Genomic DNA, 21,999 nt, shown 5'->3' on the forward strand with positions numbered 1-21,999 from the left:
TTAAAGTGTTGTCTAAAGTTTTATCTCAAAATTATTATGCGAATTCCTCTAGCGACCTATCGAATTCAGTTTAATAGCGATTTCCCATTTAATCATGCTCAAGCAATTATTAATTATTTGCATGAATTGGGAATTTCCGACCTGTATGCGTCTCCAATTTTTAAAGCCAGAATTGGAAGTACCCATGGCTATGATATTGTTGATCAAAATCAACTTAACCCCGAATTAGGAACCCCGGAAGATTTTGATCAATTAATGGAAGAAATTAAAAATCAGGGGATGGGATGGTTACAGGATATTGTTCCTAATCACATGGCCTATGATAGCCAAAATAAATATTTAACTGATATTTTTCAATATGGTTATGATTCCGATTATTTAGATTTTTTTGATATTGACTGGAAACATTCCCATGCTGACTTTAAAGGTCGTGTTTTAGCTCCCTTATTAGGGGATTTTTATGGTAATTGTTTAGAGAATAGACAGTTAAGTATTAGCTACGAAGAAGAAGAATTATGTGTAAATTATTATAACCTAAAATTCCCCTTAAAAATTGAATCCTATACTTATTTAGTCAGTCATCGCCTGAAAGAATTAGAAGAAAGATTAGGACGAAGACACCCGAATGTCATTAAACTTTTAGGGGTGCTTTATGTTCTTAAAAATATTCCCAATGAAACCTCCAGTCAAGATCGGCGATCGCAAGCCCTATTTGCTAAAGGATTACTCTGGGGATTGTATCAAGAAAACGCTGATATTAAAAAAATTATTGATGAAAATATTCAATATTTGAATGGGGAAACCGGAGATGCTGAAAGTTTTAACTTTTTAGATAAACTATTATCTGAACAAATTTTTCGATTATCCTATTGGAAAGTGGGCGCGGAAGAATTGAACTATCGACGCTTCTTTACCGTCAATGAATTAATTAGTGTCAAGGTAGAAGATGAAAAAGTATTTAATAAAACCCATGATCTAATTTTTAAATTAGTCAGATCGGGAAAATTTACCGGACTTAGAATTGATCATATTGATGGACTCTATAACCCCCTGCAATACTTACAATCTATTCGAGAAAAGGTCGGAAATATTTATCTAACCGTCGAGAAAATTTTAGAAATTGAGGAAGACTTACTGAGTCCTTGGCCAATTGAAGGAACCTCCGGTTATGAATTTTTAATTTATGTTAATAGTTTATTTTGTCAAACCAAAAATGAAGATCGGTTTAGCCAAATTTATCGAGATGCAACGGGTTTAGCCGTATCCTTTAAACAACTATTAATTAACAAAAAACGCTTAATTGCTAATCGTAACTTAGCCGGAGATGCCGATAATTTAGCCCAATTACTCAAGCAAATCGCAGGTCAATATCGTTACGGACGAGACTTAACCTTACATGGATTACAAACCGCTATTTTAGAAGTATTAGTCCGGTTTCCAGTCTATCGAACCTATATTAATGAAGGACAAGTTAGCGAAGCCGATCGATATTATGTGCAATTTGCGATTCAAGAAGCTAAAGGAAAACACCCTGAACTGATTAACGAACTGAATTTAATTGAAAAGTTTCTCTTACTAGAATATGACCCCTATTTAAGTGATGAAAACAAACGGTTATGGCTGCATTTTGTGATGAAATTCCAACAGTTTTCCGGGCCATTAACTGCAAAAGGAGTGGAAGATACCCTATTTTATGTTTATAACCGTTTTGTTTCTTTAAATGAAGTCGGTGGCGCACCAAATCACTTTGGAATTAGTCCCGATACCCTGCATCAATTTAATAAAAAACGGGCAAAAAGTTGGCCCCATACCCTGAATACCACCTCAACCCATGATACAAAACGCAGTGAAGATTTACGCGCCAGGTTAAACGTTATTTCTGAAATTCCTGATGAATGGGAAGCCCAAGTTAGAACTTGGATGGCGTTAAACCGAGAACAGAAAACCGAAACCGATGGAAGAATTATTCCTGACGGGAATGATGAATATTTCTTGTATCAAAATTTAATTGGTTCTTACCCCTTTGATGAAATTGAATATCCCGAATTTGTAGAACGGGTTAAACAGTTTGCAATTAAAGCCGTCCGAGAAGCAAAATTTCATACGGCTTGGTTACGTCCTGACTCGGTTTATGAGGAAGGTTATCTAGCTTTTATTGATAAAATTTTGAATCCTTATGAGAACAATAAGTTTTTACAACAGTTCAGAACTTTTCAACAAAAAATAGCCTTTTATGGAATCTTTAATTCTCTCTCCCAAACCTTAATTAAAATTACCAGCCCGGGTTTACCAGATTTTTACCAAGGAACAGAACTTTGGGATTTTAGTTTAGTTGACCCGGATAATCGTCGTCCGGTTGATTATCAAAAACGGATAAAATATCTCAAGGAAATTAAAACCCGTTCTCAAAAGAATATTTTATCTTTAATTGAGGAGTTAAAACAGACGCCGGAAGATGGAAGGATTAAGTTATTTTTAACGACTCAAGCGTTAGCCATCCGTCAACAATATCTGGAAGTTTATCAACAGGGTACTTACATTCCTTTAGAGGTAACGGGAGACTATGGAGAACATATTTTAGCCTTTGGTCGTACCTATGGTCAGACGATTATGATTACCATTGTTCCTCGATTTTTAACGAATTTAGTCGAACCCAAACAGTTTCCTTTAGGAAATAATATTTGGAAAGATACGGCAATTAAATTACCGAAAGATTGGACAAATGATTGGAAAGAAATGATTACAAACCAACGGATTAAAGGCAATCATTCCTTGAATATCGGAGATATTTTAACAGTATTTCCCGTGGCTTTATTAGCAACTTCATGTACAGATAATTGAGGGAATAGGGAACAGGGGTAATAATACTGATTTTTTCATATCAGTATTAAGGTGTTACAACCTATTGAGGATTGCTATATAATAGAATAATCAGCAGTTTGCACTGACGAATTTGAGGTAAATCCATGGGATTATTTGATAATATTTTAGGTCAATTTATTGACGTTATCGAATGGCTTGACTCTACAAATGACACAATAATCTACCGTTTTCAGCGCTATAATAACGAAATCAAACAGGGAGCGAAACTAATTGTCCGACCGGGACAACAAGCTATTTTTGTGAATGAAGGGCAAATAGCCGATATTTTTCAACCCGGAACCTACGAACTTTACACGAAAAACCTACCCATTTTAAGTACCCTCAAAGCATGGCCCTATGGGTTTAATTCTCCCTATAAAGCGGAAGTTTATTTTGTCAATACCAAAACCTTCACTAACTTAAAATGGGGAACGTCTAACCCCATTCCCATGAGAGATGCAGACTTTGGGGTTGTGCGGATTCGTGCCTATGGAAACTATAGTATTCGGATTAATGAACCGGGAAATTTATTAAAAACCCTAGTAAGTACAGATGGGTTATTCCAAGTCGATGAAGTTCAAGATCATCTCCGTAATATTATCATAACCGAGTTTGCATCTTGGTTAGGAAAAGCTCAAATTCCCCTGTTAAATTTTGCTTCCCATTATGCAGATTTTGGGGAACAAGTACGCCAAGGAATTCAACCCCAAATGCAAGAAATCGGGGTCGAACTCACCGGATTATATATTGAAAATGTTTCGGTTCCTCCTAGTGTTGAAGAAGCCATTGATAAACGGTCTTCGATGGGAATTTTAGGCAATCTTCAAGACTATGCCCAATATCAAGCCGCCAATGCCATTGAGGAATCGGCTAAAAATCCAGGTTCGGGTAACATGGGTTTAGAATTTGGGGTGGGAATGGCAATGGCACAAAAGTTAAATAATACCTTTAATACCCCGGCTTCGGCCCCTCCTCCCCCCATCATTCAATGGTTTATTGCCCAGAATGGTCAACCCGTCGGGCCATTGACCCCAGACCAACTGCGCCAGCAGGGACTAACACGCGATACCCTAGTTTGGCACTCGGGACTCCCCGGTTGGACAGCCGCGGCCCAAATTCCAGAATTAGTCGCAATCTTGCCGCCTCCGCCCCCGCCAGCGTTGTGACCTAGAACAGTTTATGAAAACCCCGGCATCAATCCAAAATTTTCCCTGTCCGAGTTGTGGTGCGCCGATGGAGTTTAACCCGACGGGGGGAAAACTCAAATGTAGTTATTGTGGGTCGATGGAGGAAATTCCAGAGACGGAAACAGGGGTGCAAGAACGCTCCTATAACGATTCTTTGGATTGGGACTCTACCCCCGTTGCGGGCCTATCGGAAACGGCCTTAGAGGTCAAATGTACCGGGTGTGGGGCTAATATTTTGTTTGAACCCTCCTCGGTAGCCAAGAATTGTCCGTTTTGCAATACCGCTTTAATTACCCAGCCGCAAGAAGCGAATCCCATCGTGATTCCCGAGGGAATTATTCCATTTCAAATCACGGGAAAACAGGCGCGAAATGAAATTCAAAAGTGGATTAAAAGTCGCTGGTTTGCTCCATCTGCTTTGAAATACTTGGCACAACAGGAAAAAATTCATGGGATTTATTTGCCCTTTTGGACTTACGATGCTGACACCACCAGTGATTATCGGGGGGAACGGGGAGACTATTATTATGTCACGGAAACCTACAGGGTTACGGTAACAGATTCGGAGGGAAAACAACAGGAGGAAGAACGAACCAGGGAGGTCAGACATACCCGATGGTGTCCGGCATCTGGGCGGGTCAATCGCTGGTTTGATGATGTTTTAGTGGCGGCTACAAAATCAGTGGATACAGCCTATTTAAACGGCTTAGAACCTTGGGATTTACAACAATCTTTGAAACCCTATAATTCTTCTTATTTAGCAGGATTTGAAGCCCAACGTCCCCAAATAGGTTTAAAGGAGGGATTTGAACAAGCCAAGCAGATTATGGCGGGTCAAATTCATCGAGATGTGTGCTGTAATATTGGTGGCGATGAACAAAAAGTTGATCATATTTCAACTCGATATGAAGATATTGCTTTTAAACCCATTTTGCTTCCGGTTTGGCTTTGTTCCTATCATTATCGAAATCAAAAATATCAAGTTTTAGTGAATGCTCGCACGGGAGAAGTACAAGGAGCACGTCCCTATAGTCAGTTAAAAATTGCTGCCTCTATGATTGCAGGAATGGTAACGGCTACAGCAATTATTTTAGCATTTACGGTGGATTGGAGTCAGGTCAAAATTCCCAGTTTTCCCCAACATCAACCCACTCAAAACACTCAATAATGGGTAATAGATAGCTGTTCTCCTTTTGACAGGATATAATATTAGCGAGTAAATTTCCACCAACTGTAAAATAGGAGTATTCACCGATGCAACTGGAAGAATATTTTGACTTTCAGCGACCTGATGATATTCGGGTTAAAGGGACACGAATCGGCATTGAAACTATCCTATATGATTTCATTCATCGCGCTCGCACTCCCGAACAAATTGCTCAAACTTATCCATCTCTTAACTTGGAACAAGTTTATGCTACTATCCTTTATTATCTGCACAATAAAGAGGCCGTTAGTAACTACATTGCTGATTGGTTGGAGTGGAGTCATCAGCAACTAAAAGCACAAGAACTTAATCCATCCCCTTCTGCTATTCGCTTGAGAAAACTAAGAGCCGAAAGAGAGGCTATTCAGAAAGCATAATGCCTTTAAAATATCTACTGGATGAAAATGTAGATCCGATCTACAAAGTGGGATTAAGTAAAATTGAGTCTGATCTAATCGTTTGGGCTGTGGGTGAACCTCACTGTCCCCCTAGAGGTACTTTAGATCCAGAAATTTTACTTTGGTGCGAGGAAAATAATTTTATCCTGGTTACAAATAACCGTAAATCTATGCCTGCCCACTTGGTTGAACACATCAACAAAAGTCGTCACATACCAGGAATTTTTCTTCTCAATGTTAAGTTAACTGTGGGGCAAAATGTTGATGAATTGATTTTTTTAGCACAGGTATCTTTTGAAGGTGAATATCAAGACCAAATTATTCATTTGCCTCATAGTTATGTTTTAGGCTCGCAATAACCATATATTGGAATCAAAAAAAATGATACCCTGTTTTATTTTTGCCTTAAATTCAACAGAATTAGCCATTTTGCATCTCCAGATTATTTTTTTATTGTAACATAGATTTAGAAGCTAGAGGATTATAATCGTATTCTGATTCCATTGGTTTATCTCCTATATTCTTGACTTTCATTTTTAGTTGCTATCGCCCCAAAAGTCAGAAACCGGGTTTCTATCAATATCTAGTTTTTACCAACAGTCCCTCATCAGAAACCCGGTTTCTTTGGCTTTGCCTATTCCCTCCTATAACTTAGTGAAGACTAGAGACTAATCGCTTGAGAGAAATATCTAATAATTCCGGGCGATAATCTAAATGATAGCCCAATTCCTGAATGATTCTTTCTAACAAATAACAATCTAACAAGACATTCAGTTCTTGTTTTCCTTGGGGTAAAAAACGATCTTGGGATGCGGTTTCTAAATAACTATTCAAGAAAGCCGCACTGACCCAGTTTGACCATAATTTGCTCCACTGTTCCATCTGGGCTAAATTTTCCGGGCGAATCATGCCATTTTTCACTTCTTCTCGCAGGGCGAAACGGGTAGCAAAATCAAAGGACTGTAACATTCCCGCAACATCTCGCAGGGGGGAACGTTTCATCCGTCTTTCACTAAGTGACCGATAGGATTCTCCCTCAAAATCAATGATCAGAAACTCTTTTCCGGTATACAAGACATCGTATAAAGAATAGTTGCCATGACATCGGGTTCTTAGGGCGGTAATCTTTAAATTTAATAGGCTTTGAAACCGACCTAAAATATAGTTTTGATTGCTCAAAATATGTTGGGCTAGGGGTTGAAGTTCCAAGGGTAAGGTGTCCAGTTGTTTCCTGAATTTCAACAAGACTTGCCCGGTTAAATTGCGAGAATATTGATAAATTGAGCGTTGATAAAAGGTGGAAAATGGTTCGGGGGCAAAACTAGAATTATGGGGATCACTCGCTAGAACAATATGAAACTCGGCGGTGCGTTTTCCTAAGAGTTCGGCACTGGTTAAATAGGAACCAATTAGAAGTAAAACTTCTTCAGGAATGGGGTGTTGATAGAGGTCAAAAAAAGAACCGGATGTAGATAAAATCTCTAAATCTTGACTGGGTTGTAGGATGACTCGATCAAAGTAATCCCGTAAACTATCTAAGGTATAATTCCAACCATTAATAGCATTAGGAATATACCCTTGAAGAACTCCTAAACTGAGGGATTCTCCTCGGTGACGACGATATTCTAATCCCCCTAATAATGGCGTTGTATATCCTAAGTGTTGTTTTTGTTCCAAAAATTTACGCACTTCTAACTCGGGATGGATACCTTCTTCTACTCGACGGAATAGTTTAAAGAGAAAGCGATCGCCATAAATTACAAAGGAATTATCATACTCCTCTTTTAATAAATGAGGATCTAATTTTTGCTCTAAATTCTGTTGTTTTAAGGCTGCTGTTGTGGTGGCAATTAAATTACCAGACCGACCCGCATAACGGTCAGAATTGATAATCATTTTTAAGGGTAAACTTAAAAAGTCAAGATTTTGTCCGACTTCCCATAAAATTCCGGTTTCTGTATTCTGTTGTACCGTTGCTAAGATAAATTGGGGGGTTTCTATTTTCAGAGTTTCTGCTAATTTATCCGTCGCATAAGCTAAAGGAACAAGATAGATTTCTGGGAATCCTTCTGTATATTCCACTTGCAATAAAACAATAATGGCTTGACTGTCTTGATAGGGAATGGGAATGGCTTCTGTAATCTTTACAGATTGGAGAATGCGAGATTTAGAAAGAAACCAGCGACAGCGATAGATATAGGCGGGTAAAATAGACTCTAGGCGGGTTTTTAAGTTGGGTTGGGTGAGGATTTCTTGCCAATTATTTTGAACAATAAAAGTGGGTAATTGGGCTTGAGGTCGGGGCAATAAAGCTACTTTTGGATCAAACTGGAGCATAAACCAGTAAAATCCATGGGGAGATAAACTAATAAAATAGGAAGAATCGCTAATTTTAGGAAACTCTGTCCGGCCAAAAATCTCCACGGGAACCATGCCTTTAAAGGCGGATAAATCTAAATTCACCGATTGTACAAATCGAGATAAATTAGCAACAATTAAAAGATGTTCTCCCTGATAAGTGCGAGCAAAAACCAGAACTTTGCGGTTTTCTGAATGTAAGATTTCAAAGGTTCCTCGTCCAAAGGCTTGAAACCGTTTTCGCATGGCAATAATCCGTTTCATCCAAGATAAAAAGGAATTAGGATTACTACTTTGGGATTCAACGTTAACGGCTTTATAATCGTATTCAGAATCAAAAATTAAGGGTAAATAGAGTTTTTGCGGATTCGCCCGACTAAATCCAGCATTGCGATCGGGACTCCATTGCATGGGGGTTCTAACGCCGTTGCGATCGCCAATATAAATATTATCTCCCATGCCAATTTCATCCCCATAATAAAGTACGGGAGTTCCGGGTAAGGAGAGTAATAAACTATTCATTAATTCAATTTGACGGCGATCATTTCCGAGTAAGGGTGCAAGACGACGCCGAATACCTAAATTAATTCTAGCTTGGGGATCTTGAGCATAAACTTTATACATATAATCCCGATCTTCATCCGTTACCATTTCTAAGGTTAATTCATCATGATTCCTTAAAAATAATGCCCATTGACAGTTATCGGGAATTGCGGGGGTTTGATTTAAAATATCAATAATTGGGAAACTATCTTCCATCCGTAATGCCATAAATAATCGAGGCATTAAGGGGAAATGAAAATTCAGGTGACACTCATTCCCATCACCATAATAAGCCGCCGCATCCTCCGGCCATTGGTTGGCTTCAGCAAGGAAAACTCGGTTAGCATAGTTAGTATCTAAATAACTGCGTAATTGCTTTAATAGTTGATGGGTTTCGGGTAGGTTTTCACAGTTGGTGCCCTCCCGTTCAAAAATATAGGGAATGGCATCGAGTCGCATTCCATCTACCCCCATTTCCATCCAGAAATCTAAGACTTCTAAAATGGCGGTGATCACTTCTGGGTTTTCATAATTCAAATCCGGTTGATGGGAATAAAACCGATGCCAATAATAGGCTTTTGCCACACTATCCCAAGTCCAATTTGAGGTTTCAAAATCTTGGAAAATAATTCTGACTTCTGGATATTTTTCCGGGGTATCACTCCAGACATAAAAATCCCGTTCTTTACTTCCTTTGGGCGCTAATCTTGCCCGTTGAAACCAGGGATGTTGATCAGAGGTATGATTAATTACTAATTCGACAATCACGCGAATTCCGTGATCGTGGGCGGCATTTAAAAAGGTTTTAAAATCCTCTAAATTCCCATAAATTCCATTAACATTAATATAGTCGGCAATATCATAACCATCATCTCGCAAGGGGGACGGAAAAAACGGAAGAATCCAAAGGGCCGTTACTCCTAAATCCTGTAAATAATCTAATTTTTCGGTTAATCCAATAAAGTCTCCAATGCCATCCCCATTACTATCAGCAAAGGCGCGAACTGGAACTTCATAAATAATGGCATCTTTAAACCACAGGGGATCGTTAGGGAGTTTATTGTGTTGCATTTGCTTGAATTACCTAAGATTTTCGGTGTTTTGTTTGAATGGGGTCAATACACACCTTCGCATCATAAAACAAATAATCAGGAAAATCATCATTCTTTAGACATAACTTAATAATCAGTTATCAGTTAAGGAGTTATCAGTTAAGGAGTTATCAGTTAAGGAGTTATCAGTTAAGGAGTTATCAGTAAACAGTCAAGAAGTGAATACTAGACAGTCTCTTAACCGCTAACTCTTACACTGATAACTGATCATTCTTACACTGATAACTGATGACTGATCACTCTTACACTGATAACTGATAACTGATCACTGATGACTGAAAAAACTTGTCTCTAAAGACAGAGGACAAATATCTGTAATCTCGTTAACGTAGTGATTATGGAAGTTAAGACTCTTAAGTAAATATCTGTAAACCTCAGATCGTTTTGAGGATATAAGGTCACTTAAAAAAATCATAGTGTTGATCAGTACGACGAAATTTTTCATTTTACTTTAGCACTAAAACCTAACAATTTGAGTCGATCTTATTGAAGCCAAAAACACAAATAAGCTATTTTCAAGGAAGAATATTATGGTCATTAATCAGTCTAATTCTGTAGAGGCTAAAAATCGGCGTGCCGTAGGTGTGTTTCCTAACCGGAACACGGCTGAGGAAGCCCTCCATACCCTAAGAGACTCTGGTTTTCCGATGAATCAGGTTTCCGTGATGACAAAAGATGCGATTCATGATGACAACATTGCTGGAGCCGATGTTAGTGATTCTGTTTCCAAGGATCACGTTGCCAACCGAGTCGATAATAAAGCCGAAGAAGGGGCAGCTTTAGGAGTGACCACTGGGGGGGTTTTAGGTGGATTGACCGGGTTATTAGTCGGTTTAGGCAGTATCGCCATCCCAGGAGTTGGCCCGATTATGTTAGCAGGAGCCGCTGCTACAGCGATCGCAACTACCTTAGCGGGGACAGCGATTGGGGTTGCCACCGGAGGGTTGTTAGGCGGATTGATTGGCCTGGGAATTCCCGAAGCAGATGCCAAAATCTATAACGACTGCATCGGTCGCGGTGAATATTTGGTTATTGTTGATGGCAACGAGGCGGATATTGCCCGCGCCCATCAAATTCTACAAAGCCATAATATTCGGGAATACAGGGTTTATGATGCCCCCGGTATGGCTTCGATGACCCCGGAACACCTGAACCGAGATATTACTTTCTCTGATCCAGACCATTCCCTGAATGCCAACGGAAATAAACAGGCGATGGGTGTGTTCTCCAATGTACAGGATACCGAACAGGCGATTACGGATTTAAGAAATACAGGTTTCCCCTTGAGTCGGATTCGTTTAGTCTCTCATCAACCGCAACGACATAGTGTGACAGATGTTGAAATGCGCGATCGCTTTGATGGTATTGGATATAGCATCCCGGTGGAACATACCAAAATTTATAGTGATCGCCTAGATCGGGGTGACTCCGTTGTGATTGTCAGTGGTACAAAAGATGAAGTTCAACGGGCGGCGCCAATTTTCCGCAATCACAAAATTGAAGAATGGCACATCTATGAGCCCATAGAAACTACCCCCACAAAACCATTAACGTCCCTTGGTCGCGATCGCACTAATTTCCCTGTTTAAAAGCCATTAATGCCGGAATTGGGAACAGCAGAACGGGGTGAACTCTTATTGTTCCGGTGTTCCCTACTTTATATTTTTGTTTAGGAGTTTCCATCATGAAAAAATTAACCGCTTTGCTCATGGGTAGTTTCTTACTACTGGGCACCGTCGCCTGCGAAAATGCCGCTAGAACCAGCACAAGCGCGCCGGGTGGGTCGAACCAAACCGCAGAAACCCCAACGGTAGAAAATGCCCAAGCTAATCAGAAAGATGCCCAAAGTGAGGTGCGAAAACGTCAGCTTAATGAAGATATTCGAGCACGGGAACAACGGAATAATGTGACCGGTGGCGATGCTATGCGAGCCGATGGTGATTTAGAAAGTGAAGTTCGCTCTAAATTAGAAGCGAATTTACCTGCGAGTCAACTGACCGTTATGGCAAAAGATGGGGTGGTAACGGTATCTGGCACCGTACCCAATCAACCCCAATATGACCGCATTGATCCCTTAGCCAAAGAGATTAAAGGAGTCGGGCAGGTGGTGGTGAATGTAGCGATCGCCCCGGCCCAACCCGAGAAAGAAAGCCAATCTAAAACCGAAGATAAACAGGTTAAACCAGTGACTAATAATAATTAGGGGCTAACTTAATTAGAAACCGGGTTTCTCAATATATCTTAAATTAGATTAGAAACCCGGTTTCTCAATATATCTTGATTGGTGGCAATTAACTTAATTAGAAACCCGGTTTCTCAGGGATTTAATCATAGGGGAAAGTGCGATCTCTGCCATAACCACACCCCATAATTCAACCCAAAATTAACGAATACCCGCTAACTCTTTTCCACCTTTTCCACCACCCAACGGTGCACTTAGCGCTTCTTCTAAAGGCGCACGTCCTAACTTTTCTTCTAAAATATCCATCACCGTCCGCCCGAAATCATTGGGGTTACGGTTCCAGGCTTCTAAACAGATTTCGCCAAAAAATGATCCCAAAGGTTCGGGATTCCAGAGTAACTTTCTCGCCGTCCAAGGCATTAAACTCATGGGATCATACCCGGGTTTTAACATTTCTTTCTCAAAGGCATATTCTTCTAAATGGGTATGGGGTTGTAACCCGATAAAGAAAATCGCCGGTTCCACTTTGTCCGCCCCAAAAATCGCCTCTAGTTCTCGATGGTAAGCAATGGTTTGACGAATGGTTTCAAAGGTTTCATCAATCACATTAAACGAATAATTCACGGAAACCAAATCATTAAATCCGGCGGATTTTAAATCCCGACAATTTTCTAAAACTACCCGCAAATTATACCCCATTCGCATTTTTCTAACTAATTCCTGGGAACCACTGGTAATCCCAATTTCAAAATAATTCATCCCCGTTTTAGCCATTAAATCACACAATTCTGGAGTTAAATTATCCGCCCGAATATAGGCCGCCCAGTGAATATCCGTCATCCCGGAATCAAGGATTTTTTGCAATAATTCCACCGCATCATTAATAAACTTACGGGCGGGAATAAATTGAGCATCGGTAAACCAAAAGTTTCTAATTCCCCGTTGATACAGTTGCTGCATTTCTGCCACCACTTCATCGGCGGGATTAATTCTAACTTGTTTTCCTTCAATAACCGTATAGATGCAATAACAACAATTATGGGGACAACCTCGTTTTGTTTGGACTCCAATATAAAAGTCTTGATCCTGAAAATAATATTGAAATTCTGGCCAAATGGTTTCAATATAATTGTAATCACAGGCGGTTTTTTCAAAATTCATGGGTTGTTCATGAATTAAGCGATCGCGAGGTTTAGTTTCTCCCACAATATAACAGCGTTCATCGGCTAAATCTTCCCCTCTTAATAGCCTTTCTAATAAACTTTCTCCTTCCCCAACCGAAACAATACTTCCCTGGGGTAAACTCTTTCCTAACTGTTCATAAAAAACACTCACCGCCCCGCCCCCAACCACGACCCGCGCTTGGGAATTGTAACGTTGAGAACGGGATAATCCCCGTTTAATTAATCCTAAATTCTGCCAAAGTTCCGTATAGTAGGATGTTGCTAAACGTAATCCTCCTAAAGCCCCTCGTAACTTAATTAAAGGGTTTTTAGCATAATAAAATTCAAAAGCATTTTGTAGCGGATTTCCACCCCGTCCCCCCACGGGAGCATAAATTTGAATATCTCGCCAAGAAAATACTAATAATGTCGGTTGAAACTCATCAACACAAGCATCCAAGGCGGCGGCGTAGTCCAAGGGAGGAACAGCACCTAAATCAAAAATGCGCTGTTGGACGGTGGGAAATAGCTTGTGAACGTGGTCAGACAGGTAAACCACCCCAATCGGGAAAATAGGGTTACAGGGAAGGCGGACGTAAAGGATTTTATCTTCCATGATGCTGTTGTGAGTCAGGCGGGGTTTAGGTAAAAATCGGTGAAGTTATATCGACTTTGTTTAATATTCCTTAATACTATAACGAATTTTCCGCACTTTAGGGTCGCTGATCTGAGAAATTAGTTAAGTTTCAATAAGTCGATGGGACAACGGCCGACCCATCTCGACAATACCAATCGCAACTTTTGGGATCTCTAATTTTTGATAAACTGGATGAGTACAATAACGGATTGGTAGTCGGGGTTACAACCAATGGGGATCGGTAAGTGTTAACCTGACAAGTAGTTAATGAAATCTTTAGCTCAAAGCCCCCTAGATTCAGATATGGCTCAAATTCTTGATCCCCTACCGTCAAATAGTTCTGGTCGAATTTTGTGCTGCTATGTCAATGCTACCAGCCATATTCAGATCGCCCGCATTACTAATGTTCCCAATTGGTACTTTGAGCGTGTAGTCTTCCCCGGGCAACGCTTAGTATTTGAAGCAATTCCACAAGCAACTTTGGAAATCCATACCGGAAGTATGGCGAGTGCGATTATTGCTGATAATATTCCTTGTGATCGGCTCCAGATCGATCAACAGTCTATCAGCTACGAGGATAAACCGTTAACTCTGAATTCTCAATCCAGAAATTTTGCCGGTAAGCGTAATGTTAAACCGGAACCTTTAACAACTCCAGCTTTAACTTCTGTTGATTAATTTACCAAAAAACCATAATAAAAGCATCTCAAAACTCACCGGAGAGATTCCACTACGACTTAAAATATCGTGGTGGGGTTTCTGGAGGTTAATTTTAAAAGCTGTTTAAAAATGAATGTTGAAACAGTAGAATCCGTAGCGTTATCCAGTCCCGTTATATTTCGTCTGTCTCCAATTATTAGAATCACGCTGTTAAGTTTATATACGGTGTTGATGATCCCCCTACCTTTTTTGTCAAAAGCTGTCAATTCTCCCGTTTCTCCGATGGTACTTTGGCTGGGAATTGGGATCGGAGCGATCGCTTTATTATCACTTTTAACAGAAAGGGTAATAGTAGATAACAATGGGATTAAGGTGAGTTATGTTTCTTGGTTTACCCTGGTATTCCGTCGGGGTTGGTCGTTACCTTGGAATCAGATCAAAGCCTTGAAACCCAGAACCACCGGACAAGGAGGACTGGTTTATTATTTCGTCAGTCACACGGGAGAAGGCTATTTACTGCCTATGCGAATGGCTGGGTTTGCCAAGTTTGTAGGAATTGTCCAAGAAAAAACCGGAATTGATACAACCGATGTGCGTCCGTTGGCTCAACCCTGGATGTATTTTATTTTATTGGGCTGTAGTTTATTATTAGGCCTAGTAGATATTTGGACAATTTCCACCGCCCTCACCCTTAAATAACTCTGAAATAATCCTCAGAGAATCGGGAATAATCAAAGTAAAGGATTAGATTTTGATTATTCCCTGATCTCCATCAGATCAAGCACTACTCTCTGTTTTCACCCCTCGAATGGGTGGATATTTACCATTAAGTCTAACCGTGCGAACCGTTTCCGCTTTCAGAATTTCTAAATTGAGACGATAGCCAATATTCCGAACTGTTTGGATTAAATTCGGTTGGCGGGGGTCAGTTTCTAACTTTTTCCGTAACGAAAGAACATGGGTGTCAATCGTGCGAGGATTATCAATAGCATCTGGCCAAGCTCGTCGCAATAGTTCTGAACGGGTTAAAGGTTCTCCACAGGCTTGAGCGAGAACATAGAGCAGACTATATTCCTGGGGAGTGAGTTCAATCAATTGACTCTGTAAGCGCACACGACGCTGTACTAAGTCAATTTTGAGAGATCCATAATCTAAGGTTGTTGGCGGAACAATGGTGCGACTGCGACGCATCAAGGATTCTGTCCTTGCCAAAAACTCTTGCATTCCAAAAGGTTTAGCTAAATAGTCGTCCGCTCCCGCTCTCAAGCCTCGGACAATATCCGATTCCGTAGTGCGAGCCGACAACATCAAAATCAAAGATTGTCGTTGCTGCTGAAGCCATTGGCAAAACTCTAAACTATTTCCCTCTGGTAATTCAGCATCCAGAATCACTAAATTGGGTTGATGAGCATAGAAGATATCTCTTGCACTGTGCAAATCAGCAGCCTGATGAACCAAATAACCGACGTGCTGTAAATGCCAACCCAAGAGCGACCGTAAATGCGGGTTTCCCTCAATAATTGATATACAAGCAGATCCCACGAATGCGAGCTTCCTTCTTCAATGTTGAGTTCAAGCGTAACAGGGTAATCTCTCTGATTTTGTAGCTACTGTTACTTACTAATCACCTGATTCTATTAAAAGTATAAAAGCCAACGGAGGTAATTTCGATCTGAAAGTTAAGATGGAAAGAGTTAACATAAAGATAGACAAGTATTACTCCCGTAATCCGGCCTGACCTCCTAAGTCCATCGATTAATCACCCCTTAACCCCCATTCAAACCATGCTTCAGGACACCTTAACGATTCGCCATTATCAGAAACTCACCGACGCCCTCGTCGAGATGTGGAACCGAGGTTATCGTTATGATGATCTCAGGTTATATTTAGACGGTTACCTAGCCGCCCTCAGACACACGAATAACTTAGAACCCTATTTAATCAGTCGTTTGGAGGAAGAAGCGACTCGCTACATTTACGACCCCTCAAATTTTGAAATGCCAATGCCTCAACGTCAGGTCGATTATTATTAACTGAGAAATTCATCTAAAGGATTGGGAATAGGGGAAAACGGGATAGAGGGTTAGGGAGGAATCGACTTCAACCCCAACCCCATACCCAAAACCCCACAGCCCTTTTATGAGGCAAAAGCCACTTCTACAAGTTGCTGTAAGTCACCTTTTTGATACATTTCAATCAGCACATCCGAACCGCCAATAAACTCGCCGTTGATATAGACCTGGGGAATTGTTGGCCAGTTGGAATACTCTTTAATCCCTTGGCGAATTTCATAATCTTCTAAAACATCTAGGGTTTCAAAAGGAACCCCCAAACTATTTAAAATCTGCACAACATTATTAGAAAAACCGCACATTGGCATGAGCTTTGTTCCTTTCATAAAAACAAAGATCTTGTTTTTCGTGATCAGATCTTTAATTTTTTCCTGTGCGTCTGTCGTCATGGTTTATTAATAAAATGAGGTAGGTTTGGATAGGTTAATTGATCGGCAAAACGATCATAGAATCCCAGATTTGAGTTTAACCTATTTCTGAGAATTTAGGCGTTAAGCACCGGGGCTGGCTTGTTCCCACTCTTGGGGGGTGTAGGTCTTCAGGGCTAAAGCGTGAATGGCTTCCGTTGCCATTGCTTCCTTAACAGCTTTGTAAACCATTTGGTGTTGTTTTACTAAAGTTTTACCCTCAAATTCAGCCGATACCACAATCGCTTGTAAATGGTCGCCACCACCTAAATCTTGAACTTGAACCACCGCATTCGGTAATTCTGACTTAATCATTGCTTCAACTTGATTCAGTGTAATCATTGCCATTCCCAAACCTTAGTAGATGTAAATATTTTAGAGGAAACAGGAGTCAGGAGTCAGAAGTTAATAATTTCCACCACTCCCCCTGCTCCCCCCGCTCTCTTATTGCGCCGCAGTCGGTGGAGTCGTTTCACTACCCGCCCGGGGGAAGGGGTCAGTCACAAATCCTAATTCTAGTAATTGTTGATAAGCTTTTTTCCCTAAGTCCCGGGTGGGGGCTTGGGAGCGGATAATTTGAATCAACAGAGGGACAGCCAATTCCGGTTGATTTTTGGCTCGGTGGAGTAGGGCTAACTGATAGGTGGCGGTATCGCGCATTTGTGCTGTGTCCCGGGCTGAATTCCGAAAACCATCGGCAATTCGGTTATCGACGCCAGAAAAACTACCCGCTAACTGTTGATAAAAATTGGATAACTGGTTAAAAACTTGACGGGCTTCCTGGAATTTTTTTTCTGCCTCGGCATAATTTTCACGGGCAACGGCGCTATCAGCTTCTTGCATCAGCCGTTTTCCGCCCTCAATACTCAAAAAACTGCTATCTAAGGACAAAGGACGAATATCATTAGGATTGAGAGGCGCCAAATCACCCGATGGCTGGGTATCTGGTGTTGCTGTTTCATCCCCCATCTGTACATTCCCCTGGGCGACAGTTGGAGAAGATTCTTGAGCATTAATCCGAAACGGCAACAAGACACCCCAAGCCACCATCAAGGGGATAGATAGATAAGCTGTAAGTCGAAGGAAGCTAACAGTTCCAGAGGATACCATGACTCAATTTCGCGAACGCGATAAAAAAAAACATTAAACTTCACGGATCTTATCATTGATCTTGACCAATCCCATAGTGTACGAATAACCTGATCCACCGCGAGACCGATACGGGTTATATTTTTTGTCAGGGGTGGGGATCATGAATCGATGGATTTTCTCCCACACCGTTGAGAATAAATAGATCTGAACATTCTGAATCAAGATTTAAACTTTTAAGGAGAAAGGATAGATTAAATATGACATCATCAATTGACTCATCAAACGTTCCCCAACAAAACTATCAGGGCATTGGCGTTCCTGACAGCAGTATCGGCTTTGTTTTGCAACGGGGGGGCGAAGAATTAATCGTCAATAAAGTCCCTGACCGCTTTACCGTCAAACTATCCTCTCCTAACACCCAAATCAAAGACTTACCCCAACCGCCGATTCCGATGCAACACGCCAGCAGTGTTCCTCCTTCTTTGGAGGAGGTACAAGTTGCATCTAATCAACTCGATGAAGCGATGAAATTAGCGCGGAATTCTGACAATATTGCCTTTGCTAGTCATGTTTACCAACTCGATAACGATCCTAGCTCCGTTGTCTATTTAACTAATCAGCTTACCATTCAGTTTAAAGAAGAAATTGAACCCTCAATCCGCGAGTCCATTGCTTCAGAATTTGGATTAAAAGAGTTAAAACCCATCGATAGTTTATCGAATGCGTTTGTTTATGAAATGACGGCTAACTCCTCTGAGAATCCTCTGAAAATCACTAATCGTTTAACCCGTAATCCTCAAGTTTTACTGGCTGAACCCAATATTGTGATTAGAAGTCAGCCCTATTATGTTCCTCGGGATTCTTTATATAGTAAACAATGGTATCTCAACCATAATGGGGGCAACCAACTCGCCCCCGGTTCCCATATTTCTAGTGAAAAAGCCTGGGATATTACCCGGGGCGTTCGTTCTGTGGTGGTGGCTATTAGTGATGATTCTGTAGACATCAATCACCCGGATTTCCAAGGCGTCGGCAAAATTGTTGCCCCTTTAGACTTAAAAGGTCGAGATAGTATTCCCCTTCCAGACGCGCCTACCGATAATCATGGAACGGCCTGTGCGGGGGTGGCAGTAGCTGAAGAAAACGGCGCTGGAATTGTCGGAGTGGCTCCCGGTTGTGCCCTAATGCCGATTCGGACAACGGGATTTTTAGACGATGAATCGGTGGAACAGATTTTTAATTGGGCGATTAATAAGGGAGCATCGGTAATTTCCTGTAGTTGGGGGGCTAGTGCGATTTATTTTCCCCTCTCAGCCCGACAAAAAGCAGCGATTAGTAAAGCCGTAACCCAAGGCCGTAAGGGTAAAGGCTGTGTAGTGGTTTTTGCCGCTGGAAACGCGAACCGTCCGGTGAATGGAATGCTCGATGAATCCGGTTGGCCAAATGATATTATTAGCGGTCGGGTGAAATGGTTGGCAGGATTTGCGGTTCACCCCGATGTGATTACGGTTTCTGCTTCTAATAGTTTAGGCAAGAAATCTGCTTATAGTAACTGGGGAGTTGGGGTTTCGGTCTGCGCTCCCAGTAATAATGCTCCTCCGGGGATGTGGTTACAGGAAACGGGCTATATTGGTACGCCGCCAGTCCTCAAGGGAACCTTACCCGGTTTGGGGGTGTTTACCACTGACCGTATGGGGGCTGCGGGTTATGATCAATCGGAGTTTACCGCCTATTTTGGAGGAACTTCTAGTGCGACTCCAGTGGTGGCTGGGGTGGCGGCTTTAGTATTATCGGTGAATCCGACCTTAACGGCTCAAGAAGTTCGTCGAATTCTTGAACAAAGTGCGGATAAAATAGTGGATTCCGATCCCGATCCTCAGTTGGGAATTCGGATGGGAAATTATGATAAAAATGGCTATTCTCAATGGTTTGGCTATGGCAAAGTAAATGCGTTTAAAGCGGTGCAAATGGCACAGAATAGACGCATGGTTCAGCAACAAATTTCTCGCAATATTTCCAAGGAAAATACTCAAAGTGTGGCGATTCCTGATAATAACCCGAATGGGGTTAGTAGTTTAATTGCGATTACAGAAACCAGTCCGATTCAGGATATTCAGGTGACGGTTGAGATTGAACATAGTTTTTTAGGAGATATCGAGGTTTGGTTAGTTGCACCCGATGGAGATCAGGTATTACTCCAAAATCGAACGTTAGGGGTTAAAACTCAGTTGAAAACGACCTATAACTTACAAAACACCCTCTATTTGAGACAATTTATTAATGTCTCCGCCCAAGGAAATTGGCAGTTAAAAGTTATCGATGCTATTCCTGAGAATACGGGAACTCTCAAATACTGGAAACTGGATTTAGGGTTATAATTCAAAGACTATGCCGCCAGAAACCGGGTTTGTGAGAAATAGAGCTTTTAGCCATTTTCTCCTTAAAATTGGGTTTCAAGGGAAGCTAGAATAAAGAGAATCGACCTCAAACTGTCATTGTCTATGTCCCTTAATCTGATCTCAACAGAGTTGTTTGTGGTGGTTGTCGTGCGTTCTGACAACCGCTTTTTATTGATTCAGGAGGTCAAGAGAAACAGTCCCTGGTACTTTCCAGGCGGACGAGTGGAACCGGATGAAACCTTTACTGCTGCGGCTCAACGGGAAACCCTAGAAGAAGCGGGAATTCCTATTATCCTGGAAGGGATTTTGAGAATTCAGCATCTTCCCCATCCGAGGGAAAAGTCCCGTCTGGGAGTCTTTTTTTTGGCCCGTCCTGAAGGTAATACTCAACCCAAAAGTCAACCAGATCAAGAAAGTCTAGGCGCGAAATGGTTTACCTTAAAGGAATTAGAAGAATTACCCTTAAGATCTGAATTTGTAAAAACGATTATTTCTGAAGTTTTAACCCAGGTAGAAGTTTATCCTTTACAGTTAATTATGTCCCAGAATTAGGGAGTTAATAGAACTATAATTCAACTGACTTCTTCATCTAAAGATTCAATTTTGTAAGTCAAAAAACCTTTAACTATCGGCTTCTTTATAGGCTCGAATCATGGCTTGTGTACCTTGATTTTCACCGAATCCTTGATCTAATTCTTTGACCATTTTAAATAATTGATCCGCTAATTCTATCCCGGGTAAAGCGGGATCACAATTGAGGGTTTCTTGAACAATTCTGAGGTCTTTGAGGATATGTTTAATCATAAAGCCCGGTTCAAAATCACCCTCGGCAACTTTTAATCCTAAATTCGATAAAGCCCAAGATCCGGCGGCTCCGGTACTGCAAATTTCTACGACTAAATTAGGATCAATACCTTGTTTTTTTGCTAATAATAGGGCTTCACAAATACCCACCATATTTAAAGAAGCCAAAACTTGATTACATAATTTTACCCCTTGACCACTGCCAACTTTTCCACAATAACGAATTGTTTTTCCCATGGTTTCTAATAGGGGTTTTACCGTTTCAAAGGTGTTTTGATCCCCTCCGACCATAATAGTTAATGTGCCGTTTTTGGCTCCAATATCACCACCGGAAACCGGAGCATCTAAGAATTGAATTTCATGGGATTCAAGCTGTTGGGAAATGCGACGGGCAGCTTCTGAACCAATGGTACTAAAATCAATCACAATAGCCCCAGGTTTAGCAAAATTAATCACACCTTTTTCGCCTAATATCACGGCATTAACGTCAGGAATATCCCCCACACAGGTACAAATAATATCAACATCCGTAACGGCTTTTTGAATAGAAGAAACAATATTAGCACCCGCTTCCGATGCTATTTTAACACCGGGGCGATCGCTCGTTCGATTCCAAGCCTTAACAGAATATCCCGATGCTGCGAGGTTGGCACTCATGGGGCCACCCATGACCCCTAAACCTAAAAATGCTGTTTTCATGATCTCACTAATATAACATCAACAAGCCAAAATTCAAAATTTTGTTCTTGGGAAATAGCGATCACGGCTTGATGAATATTTTTCGACTTGTTTGAGTTTGGTGACAATATTGATCGAGCCGTTGACCCGACCCAATCACGCTTGATAAACCGCCTTCCTCCGGTCGTATAAATATTATAGGGGAATTGTCCCTAACCAGTGCTATTCTGTTCAGGAG

Annotated in this window: 19 protein-coding genes; 12 read left to right on the top strand and 7 right to left on the bottom strand. The window is 41.1% G+C overall.

Annotation, left to right across the window (positions count from 1 at the left end; translation table 11 throughout):
• Positions 1–36 precede the first annotated feature (36 nt).
• The 5 genes from treY to PL9631_RS16050 all read left to right on the top strand — a co-directional run bounded on the left by treY (position 37) and on the right by PL9631_RS16050 (position 6,013).
• Positions 37–2,841, top strand: a complete 2,805-nt coding sequence (gene treY / locus PL9631_RS16030) for a malto-oligosyltrehalose synthase (RefSeq protein WP_083621822.1) — start codon at positions 37–39, stop codon at positions 2,839–2,841.
• 125 nt (positions 2,842–2,966) lie between these two features.
• Positions 2,967–4,028 (top strand): SPFH domain-containing protein, encoded by a 1,062-nt coding sequence (locus tag PL9631_RS16035; RefSeq protein WP_083621824.1) that lies wholly within the window; start codon positions 2,967–2,969, stop codon positions 4,026–4,028.
• A gap of 13 nt (positions 4,029–4,041) precedes the next feature.
• Entirely contained in the window at positions 4,042–5,217 is a 1,176-nt protein-coding gene (locus tag PL9631_RS16040) for a hypothetical protein (RefSeq protein WP_083621825.1), read from the top strand.
• Between the two features lie 86 nt (positions 5,218–5,303).
• On the top strand, positions 5,304–5,633 hold the full coding sequence (locus tag PL9631_RS16045; RefSeq protein WP_083621827.1) for a DUF433 domain-containing protein: 330 nt from the start codon (positions 5,304–5,306) through the stop codon (positions 5,631–5,633).
• Positions 5,633–6,013 (top strand): DUF5615 family PIN-like protein, encoded by a 381-nt coding sequence (locus tag PL9631_RS16050; protein WP_083621828.1) that lies wholly within the window; start codon positions 5,633–5,635, stop codon positions 6,011–6,013. The genes PL9631_RS16045 and PL9631_RS16050 overlap by 1 nt, the downstream gene beginning before the upstream one ends.
• 292 nt (positions 6,014–6,305) lie before the next feature.
• Here PL9631_RS16050 and treS read toward each other — a convergent pair whose 3' ends face one another.
• Entirely contained in the window at positions 6,306–9,626 is a 3,321-nt protein-coding gene (gene treS, locus PL9631_RS16055; protein WP_083621830.1) for a maltose alpha-D-glucosyltransferase, read from the bottom strand.
• Between the two features lie 571 nt (positions 9,627–10,197).
• Between treS and PL9631_RS16060 the strand changes: the two genes are divergently transcribed.
• Entirely contained in the window at positions 10,198–11,256 is a 1,059-nt protein-coding gene (locus PL9631_RS16060) for a hypothetical protein (protein WP_083621832.1), read from the top strand.
• A gap of 95 nt (positions 11,257–11,351) precedes the next feature.
• Positions 11,352–11,870, top strand: a complete 519-nt coding sequence (locus PL9631_RS16065) for a BON domain-containing protein (protein ID WP_083621834.1) — start codon at positions 11,352–11,354, stop codon at positions 11,868–11,870.
• A gap of 180 nt (positions 11,871–12,050) precedes the next feature.
• Here the strand turns inward: PL9631_RS16065 and PL9631_RS16070 are convergent, their stop codons facing one another.
• Entirely contained in the window at positions 12,051–13,628 is a 1,578-nt protein-coding gene (locus PL9631_RS16070) for a photosystem II high light acclimation radical SAM protein (RefSeq protein WP_083621836.1), read from the bottom strand.
• A 324-nt stretch (positions 13,629–13,952) separates the two neighbouring features.
• On the opposite strand from PL9631_RS16070, the gene PL9631_RS16075 reads away from it, so the two are divergent.
• Both PL9631_RS16075 and PL9631_RS16080 read left to right on the top strand, forming a co-directional pair.
• Positions 13,953–14,327 (top strand): DUF1830 domain-containing protein, encoded by a 375-nt coding sequence (locus tag PL9631_RS16075; RefSeq protein ID WP_083622135.1) that lies wholly within the window; start codon positions 13,953–13,955, stop codon positions 14,325–14,327.
• Between the two features lie 111 nt (positions 14,328–14,438).
• On the top strand, positions 14,439–15,008 hold the full coding sequence (locus tag PL9631_RS16080; protein ID WP_083622137.1) for a hypothetical protein: 570 nt from the start codon (positions 14,439–14,441) through the stop codon (positions 15,006–15,008).
• Between the two features lie 78 nt (positions 15,009–15,086).
• On the opposite strand, the gene PL9631_RS16085 is transcribed toward PL9631_RS16080, so the two are convergent.
• Positions 15,087–15,851, bottom strand: coding sequence for a response regulator transcription factor (locus PL9631_RS16085; protein ID WP_083621838.1), 765 nt, complete (start codon positions 15,849–15,851; stop codon positions 15,087–15,089).
• Between the two features lie 242 nt (positions 15,852–16,093).
• Here PL9631_RS16085 and PL9631_RS16090 point away from each other — a divergent pair, with 242 nt between their 5' ends.
• On the top strand, positions 16,094–16,342 hold the full coding sequence (locus PL9631_RS16090) for a DUF6761 family protein (RefSeq protein ID WP_083621839.1): 249 nt from the start codon (positions 16,094–16,096) through the stop codon (positions 16,340–16,342).
• A gap of 104 nt (positions 16,343–16,446) precedes the next feature.
• On the opposite strand, the gene grxD is transcribed toward PL9631_RS16090, so the two are convergent.
• The 3 genes from grxD to PL9631_RS16105 all read right to left on the bottom strand — a co-directional run bounded on the left by grxD (position 16,447) and on the right by PL9631_RS16105 (position 17,898).
• Entirely contained in the window at positions 16,447–16,770 is a 324-nt protein-coding gene (gene grxD / locus PL9631_RS16095) for a Grx4 family monothiol glutaredoxin (protein WP_083621841.1), read from the bottom strand.
• A 102-nt stretch (positions 16,771–16,872) separates the two neighbouring features.
• Positions 16,873–17,130: a BolA family protein gene (locus PL9631_RS16100; RefSeq protein WP_083621843.1), complete on the bottom strand. Its 258-nt coding sequence runs from the start codon at positions 17,128–17,130 to the stop codon at positions 16,873–16,875.
• Positions 17,131–17,232: 102 nt separating this feature from the next.
• Positions 17,233–17,898 (bottom strand): hypothetical protein, encoded by a 666-nt coding sequence (locus PL9631_RS16105; protein ID WP_083621844.1) that lies wholly within the window; start codon positions 17,896–17,898, stop codon positions 17,233–17,235.
• 239 nt (positions 17,899–18,137) lie between these two features.
• On the opposite strand from PL9631_RS16105, the gene PL9631_RS16110 reads away from it, so the two are divergent.
• Together PL9631_RS16110 and PL9631_RS16115 are read left to right on the top strand one after the other, a co-directional pair.
• Positions 18,138–20,258, top strand: a complete 2,121-nt coding sequence (locus PL9631_RS16110; protein ID WP_083621846.1) for a S8 family serine peptidase — start codon at positions 18,138–18,140, stop codon at positions 20,256–20,258.
• Between the two features lie 123 nt (positions 20,259–20,381).
• Positions 20,382–20,831 (top strand): NUDIX hydrolase, encoded by a 450-nt coding sequence (locus PL9631_RS16115; RefSeq protein ID WP_083621847.1) that lies wholly within the window; start codon positions 20,382–20,384, stop codon positions 20,829–20,831.
• Positions 20,832–20,900: 69 nt separating this feature from the next.
• On the opposite strand, the gene PL9631_RS16120 is transcribed toward PL9631_RS16115, so the two are convergent.
• Positions 20,901–21,782 (bottom strand): NAD(P)-dependent oxidoreductase, encoded by an 882-nt coding sequence (locus PL9631_RS16120; protein ID WP_197046387.1) that lies wholly within the window; start codon positions 21,780–21,782, stop codon positions 20,901–20,903.
• Positions 21,783–21,999 lie beyond the last annotated feature (217 nt).

Source organism: Planktothrix paucivesiculata PCC 9631 (assembly GCF_900009265.2).
Classification (GTDB): Bacteria; Cyanobacteriota; Cyanobacteriia; order Cyanobacteriales; family Microcoleaceae; genus Planktothrix; species Planktothrix paucivesiculata.